The sequence below is a fragment of the Streptomyces sp. SM1 genome (assembly GCF_002910825.1).
Taxonomy (GTDB): domain Bacteria; phylum Actinomycetota; class Actinomycetes; order Streptomycetales; family Streptomycetaceae; genus Streptomyces; species Streptomyces okerensis.
The window spans coordinates 1-6,017 of the sequence record NZ_NEUB01000660.1 but is presented as its reverse complement, the minus strand read 5'-3'; the positions used below and the strand labels follow the sequence as shown (position 1 = coordinate 6,017).

General features: G+C 70.5%; 6 protein-coding genes. 1 reads left to right on the top strand and 5 read right to left on the bottom strand.

Going from position 1 to position 6,017, the window contains the following annotated elements; genetic code table 11:
* A partial coding sequence (locus B9S61_RS17635) for a CAP domain-containing protein (RefSeq protein WP_258039712.1) occupies positions 1-518 on the top strand: 518 nt, incomplete at its 5' end.
* Positions 519-530: 12 nt separating this feature from the next.
* On the opposite strand, the gene B9S61_RS17630 is transcribed toward B9S61_RS17635, so the two are convergent.
* The 5 genes from B9S61_RS17630 to B9S61_RS17610 all read right to left on the bottom strand — a co-directional run.
* Positions 531-2,051, bottom strand: coding sequence for an NCS1 family nucleobase:cation symporter-1 (locus tag B9S61_RS17630; RefSeq protein WP_103543126.1), 1,521 nt, complete (start codon positions 2,049-2,051; stop codon positions 531-533).
* A 25-nt stretch (positions 2,052-2,076) separates the two neighbouring features.
* A complete protein-coding gene (locus B9S61_RS17625; protein ID WP_103543125.1) occupies positions 2,077-3,078 on the bottom strand; it encodes a TIGR03842 family LLM class F420-dependent oxidoreductase in 1,002 nt (333 codons plus the stop codon).
* Between the two features lie 11 nt (positions 3,079-3,089).
* Positions 3,090-4,493, bottom strand: coding sequence for a dihydropyrimidinase (hydA, locus tag B9S61_RS17620; protein ID WP_103543124.1), 1,404 nt, complete (start codon positions 4,491-4,493; stop codon positions 3,090-3,092).
* A gap of 104 nt (positions 4,494-4,597) precedes the next feature.
* Positions 4,598-5,440: a nitrilase-related carbon-nitrogen hydrolase gene (locus tag B9S61_RS17615; RefSeq protein ID WP_103543123.1), complete on the bottom strand. Its 843-nt coding sequence runs from the start codon at positions 5,438-5,440 to the stop codon at positions 4,598-4,600.
* A 156-nt stretch (positions 5,441-5,596) separates the two neighbouring features.
* Positions 5,597-6,017: CdaR family transcriptional regulator (locus tag B9S61_RS17610; RefSeq protein WP_146064876.1), on the bottom strand; the 421-nt coding region annotated here is incomplete at its 5' end.

Genomic DNA, 6,017 nt, shown 5'->3' with positions numbered 1-6,017 from the left:
CGACCCCGGCATCGTCCCCGAACTGCCGCCCAAGACCGAGACCGACCACCACGGAGGCCGCCCCGACGCCCGGCGCGTCCGCTCCGAAGCCCGGCACGAACGCCCCCGAGCCCACCGCCACCCCCTCGGCCCCCGCCGCGTCCGGCGCCGTCGCCCGAGTGGTGCAGCTCGTCAACACCGAGCGCGGCAAGGCCGGTTGCTCCCCGGTCAAGCTGAACACCACCCTGACCGAGGCCGCGCAGAACCACAGCGAGGACATGGCCGCGAGCGGCACCATGTCGCACACCGGCTCCGACGGATCCGACCCCGGTGACCGCATCACCCGCGCCGGCTACGCCTGGAGCACCTACGGCGAGAACGTCGCCTACGGCTACTCCACGCCCGAGCAGGTGATGCAGGGCTGGATGACCAGCCCCGGCCACAAGGCGAACATCCTCAACTGCGCGTTCGAGGAGATCGGCGTCGGTCTGGCGCAGCCCGGTGCCTACTGGACCCAGGACTTCGGCACGGCCCGCTAGGCACCCGTACGCTCACACCCGCCGGCGCCCGGCCATCAGGGCGACGTACACCAGGAGCGACGCCGCGAGACCCACCGCCCAGCCGTAGTCGGCGAGGGGCCTGAGGAAGGGGATCAGCCCGTCCTCGGGGAAGGGCCCCTTGCCGGTGGCGGAGTGCGAGCCGCCCACCGCGAGCACCCCGCCGACGACGAAGGCGGCGACGGCCCGCAGGTTCCAGCCGGACGTGTACCAGTAGCGTCCGCCGGGCGTGTACAGGTCGGTCAGGTCCAGGGCGGTGCGGCGGACGATCCAGTAGTCGGCGATGAGGATGCCGGCGACGGTGCCGAGGAGCCCGCCGACCAGGCCCAGCCAGGTGAAGATGTACAGCTCGGGTGTCTCGGTGAGCTTCCACGGCATGATCAGCACGCCGGCGACACCGGTGACCAGCGCGCCGGTGCGGAAGTTGATCAGCCGCGGCGCCAGGTTCGCCAGGTCGTACGCCGGGGAGACCACGTTGGCGGCGATGTTCACCGAGATGGTGGCGACGAGCACCGTCACCAGGGCGAAGAGCAGGCCGAAGACGTTGTCGGTCTCGGCGGCGAGCGCGACGGGGTCCCACACCGGGGCCCCGTACACCGCCTGGCTGCCCGACGTGACGAACACGGACAGCAGCGCGAACAGGGTCATGGTGGTGGGCAGTCCGAGGGTCTGCCCCCAGACCTGGGCGCGCTGGCCCGCACCGAAGCGGGTGAAGTCGGGGATGTTCAGGCTCAGCGTCGACCAGAAGGCGATCATGCCCATGAGGGACGGGAAGAACACCGGCCAGAAGTCGGCGCCCCAGCCGAGCCGGGACGGCTGGTCGAGCAGCGGTCCGAGGCCGCCGGCCTTGTTCGCGATCCACGCCAGCAGCACCAGCGCGCCGACGATGACGAACGGCGCGGCCCAGTTCTCGAACCGGCGCAGGGTCTCCATCCCCCGGTAGATGATGGCCAGTTCGAGCGCCCAGAACAGGACGAAGCACACCCACAGCGTCCACGGCTGACCGCCGACCTCCGAGGCCTGTGCCCAGCCGCCGAACATCTTGCCGAGCAGCACGAAGATGCCCTGGCCGCCGATCCAGGTCTGGATGCCGAACCAGGCGCACGCCACCCCGGCCCGGATCATCGCCGGCAGGTTGGCGCCGCGCAGCCCGAACGAGGCACGGGCCAGCACCGGGAACGGGATGCCGTACTTGGGGCCGGCGTGACCGGTGAGCAGCATCGGCGCGAGCACGATGACGTTGGCCAGCGCGATGGTGAACACGGCCTGCTTCCAGTCCATGCCCAGCGCGACCAGGCCGGAGGCGAGCAGCCAGGAAGGGATGTTGTGCGCCATCCCCACCCACAGGGCGGTGAAGTTGTACGTCGTCCAGCGGCGGCGGGCCAGCGGTACGGGCAGCAGGTCGTCGTTGACGAAACGGCTGTCGGTGAGGGTGGTGCCGGGCGGGAGCTCGACGCGTCCCGCCGGGTCGGGTATGGGGTCCTGGGACGGCACGGGCGGGACGGTCGCGGTCATGGCGTGTCCTTCGGCGTGGTGCGGATCAGCTGTTGAGTGCCGGGATGATCTCCGCGCCGTAGGCGTCGATCGTCGTCTCCTGCGCGTCGTGCATGTCGTAGAGGGCGAACTGGTCCACGCCCAGCTCACGCAGCGTCTTCAGCTTCTCGATGTGTGCCTCGGCCGGGCCGAGCAGGCAGAACCGGTCGACGATCTCGTCGGGCACGAAGTCCGTGGACGGGTTGCCGGCCCGTCCGTGGTGGCTGTAGTCGTAGCCGTGCCGCTCCTTGATGTACGCGGTCAGCGCCTCGGGCACCATGCCGGAGTGCTCGCCGTAGCGGGAGACCAGGTCGGCGACGTGGTTGCCCACCATGCCGCCGAACCAGCGGCACTGCTCGCGGGCGTGCGCCAGGTCGTCGCCGACGTACGCGGGGGCGGCGACGCAGATGGTGACGGAGGCGGGGTCGCGCCCGGCCTCCTCGGCCGCGGCGCGTACGGCCTTCACCATCCACTCGGTCAGATACGGGTCGGCGAGCTGGAGGATGAATCCGTCGGCCTTGCGCCCGGTGAGGGCGAGCGCCTTCGGCCCGTACGCGCCCATCCAGACGGGCAGCTTTCCGTCCCGCACCCACGGGATGCGCAGCGGCTGCCCGTCGACCTCGCTCTCGCGTCCCTCGGCGAGGTCGCGGATCGCGTCGATCGCCTCGCCGAGACGGGCCAGGGTGTTGGGTCTGCGTCCGGCGACCCGCATCGCGGAGTCACCGCGGCCGATGCCGCAGACGGTGCGGTTGCCGAACATGTCGTTGAGGGTGGCGAAGGTGGAGGCGGTGACCTCCCAGGTGCGGGTGCCCGGGTTGGTGACCATCGGGCCGACCTTCAGTGTCGTGGTGTTGGCCAGGATCTGGCTGTAGATCACGAAGGGTTCCTGCCACAGCACGGCGGAGTCGAAGGTCCAGCCGTGGCTGAAGCCGTTGCGCTCGGCGCGCTTCATCAGGCTGACCACCCGCGAGGCCGGGGGGTCGGTCTGCAGTACGAGTCCGAAGTCCATGCGCGGGGCTCCTAGGTGAGGTACTGACAGGTGGAACGCGGGGCGTAGACGCCGTGCCCGGCGTGCCCGGTGTACTGGCGTGCGATGATGACGGGGGTGCCGCGCGAGAGCACGGTCTCGACGCGGCCGGTGACCCGCCTGCCCTCGTAGGCCGAGTAGTCGACGTTCATGTGGTGGGTGCCGGCGGAGATGACCTGCTCGGCTGCCGGGTCGTAGATCACGACGTCGGCGTCGGCGCCGGGCGCGATGGTGCCCTTCTTCGGGTAGAGGCCGAACATCCGGGCCGGGGTGGCGCAGGCGATCTCGATCCAGCGGCGGCGGGAGATGTGCCCGTCGACGACGGCCTGGTGGAGCAGGTCCATGCGGTTCTCCACGCCCGGCAGGCCGTTGGGGATCTTGGAGAAGTCGCCGCGGCCGAGCTCCTTCTGGCCGGTGAAGCAGAAGGGGCAGTGGTCGGTGGAGACCACCTGGAGGTCGTTGGTGCGCAGGCCCCGCCAGAGTGCCGCCTGGTGCTCCTTCGGCCTGAGCGGGGTGCTGCACACGTACTTGGCGCCCTCGAAGTCCGGCTCGGCGAGGTTGTCGGTGGACAGGAACAGATACTGCGGGCAGGTCTCGCCGAAGACGTTGAGCCCGTCGTCGCGGGCCCGGGCCAGTTCGGCGACGGCCTCGGTGGCGGAGACGTGCACGACGTAGAGCGGAGCGCCGGCGACCTGGGCGAGCCGGATGGCGCGGTGGGTGGCCTCGGCCTCGAGGAGGGCCTTGCGGACCTCCCCGTGGAAGCGGGGGTCGGTCTCGCCGCGGGCCAGGGCCTGCTCGACGAGTACGTCGATGGCGATGCCGTTCTCGGCGTGCATCATGATCAGGCCGCCGTTCCCGGCGGAGCGCTGCATGGCGCGCAGGATCTGGCCGTCGTCGGAGTAGAAGACCCCCGGGTAGGCCATGAACTGCTTGAAGCTGGTCACGCCCTCCTCGACCAGCAGGTCCATCTCCTTGAGCGTCTCCTGGTTCACATCGGAGACGATCATGTGGAAGCCGTAGTCGATGGCGCAGTTGCCCTCGGCCTTGGCGTGCCAGGCGTCCAGGCCCTCGCGCAGGGAGTGGCCGACGCTCTGGACCGCGAAGTCGACGACCGTGGTCGTACCGCCCCAGGCGGCCGCCCGGGTGCCCGTCTCGAAGGTGTCGGAGGCGAAGGTGCCGCCGAACGGCAGCTCCATGTGGGTGTGCGCGTCGACGCCGCCCGGGATCACGTACTTCCCGGTGGCCTCCATGGTCCGCTCGGCGGTGAACGACTCGGCGGCCGGGGTGCCGGAGGCGGCGAGGGCGGCGATGCGGCCGTCCTCGATCAGGACGTCGGCGTGCATTTCGTCGGAGGCCGTGATGACGAGGCCGCCGCGGATGACGGTGCGGGTACTCATGTCGCTCCTCGCGGGTGTCGGGTGCGGGTCGTGTGCGGCTGGTCGCGCTCGCGCGGCGGTAGCCGCACATCGGATGCAGCCCCGCGCCCCTGGTGTGCCGTGCCTCAGGGAGTCGTCAGCGGGCCGTACGTTCCCGGTGCCCTGTCCCGGTAGAACTGCCAGCGGTCGCGGACCTCGCGGAGCCTGGCCATGTCCAGGTCGCGGACGACGAGTTCGGTCTCCTTGTCGCTCGCCGGCTCGCCCACGAACCGGGCCTCCGGGTCGACGAAGTAGCTGGTGCCGTAGAAGTCGTTGTCCCCGTACTCCTCCACGCCGACCCGGTTGATCGCGCCGACGAAGTACTCGTTGGCGACGGCCGCCGCCGGCTGTTCCAGCTGCCAGAGGTAACCGGACAGTCCGCGTGAGGTCGCCGAGGGGTTGAAGACGATCTCGGCACCCGCGAGGCCGAGCGCGCGCCAGCCCTCGGGGAAGTGCCGGTCGTAGCAGATGTAGACGCCGACCCTGCCGACGGCGGTGTCGAAGACGGGCCAGCCGCTGTTGCCCGGACGGAAGTAGAACTTCTCCCAGAATCCCTTCACTTGGGGGATGTGGGTCTTGCGGTACTTGCCGAGGTAGGAGCCGTCGGCGTCGATCACGGAGGCCGTGTTGTAGAGGACTCCGGGCTGCTCCTCCTCGTACATCGGCAGCACCAGGACGAGGCCCAGCTCCCGGGCGAGGGACCGGAAGCGCTGGACGATCGGACCGTCGGGCACGCGTTCGGCGTACGCGTAGAAGGCGGGGTCCTGCACCTGGCAGAAGTATGGTCCGTAGAACAGCTCCTGGAAGCAGAGCACTTGGGCGCCCTGGGCGGCGGCGTCGCGGGCGGCCCGCTCGTGGACCTGGATCATCGACTCCTTGTCGCCGGTCCAGGCGGTCTGGAAGACGGCGGCGCGGATCACTCGGCTCATCGGGACCTCCGGTCGCTCGGTGTGCGGCGAGCCTAGGGAGGGACGGAGCCCGCTCTGAGTTGCACCGTGTCACGACTGCGGGGGTACGGCGTGTCAGCGTGTCATGCGTCGATGGGCCCATGTGTCACCGCCGTTGTCGCAGGTGGTTCGCTTGTTTCAGTGCTGTTGCGCGTCGTGCGCGAGGAGTGCGATGTGCACCGAGGCGGCCTGTTCGAAGTCGTCGAGGTCCACGCCCAGGCGGGCCTGTATCGCCTCCAGCCGGCGGTAGAGCGCGGGCCGGGAGACGTGGTGGAGCTGCGCGGTGCGGGACTTGTTGCGTCCGGTGGCGAGGTAGGTGCGCAGCACGGACAGCAGGTCCTCGTCCGGGTCGCACAGCAGGCCGTCCAGCTCCCGTTCCGCGAAGGACTGCACCTGGGGGTCGTCCCGCAACAGCCGGACCAGCCCGCGCAGATGGACGTCGCGGAGGCGGACCACGGGCGGCAGGTCCAGGGCGGCGGCCGAGTCCGCGACGGCGTCGGCCACGTGCCGGGCCTCCCGCAGACCGGCGGGCACGTCGTCGAAGGAGGTGCGGGCGCCG

Bases quoted from the DNA above. Each gene is read 5' to 3' on its own strand.
- B9S61_RS17630 (WP_103543126.1), bottom strand. From the start codon at position 2,051: ATGACCGCGACCGTCCCGCCCGTGCCGTCCCAGGACCCCATACCCGAC.
- B9S61_RS17615 (WP_103543123.1), bottom strand. From the start codon at position 5,440: ATGAGCCGAGTGATCCGCGCCGCCGTCTTCCAGACCGCCTGGACCGGC.
- hydA (WP_103543124.1), bottom strand. From the start codon at position 4,493: ATGAGTACCCGCACCGTCATCCGCGGCGGCCTCGTCATCACGGCCTCC.
- B9S61_RS17625 (WP_103543125.1), bottom strand. From the start codon at position 3,078: ATGGACTTCGGACTCGTACTGCAGACCGACCCCCCGGCCTCGCGGGTG.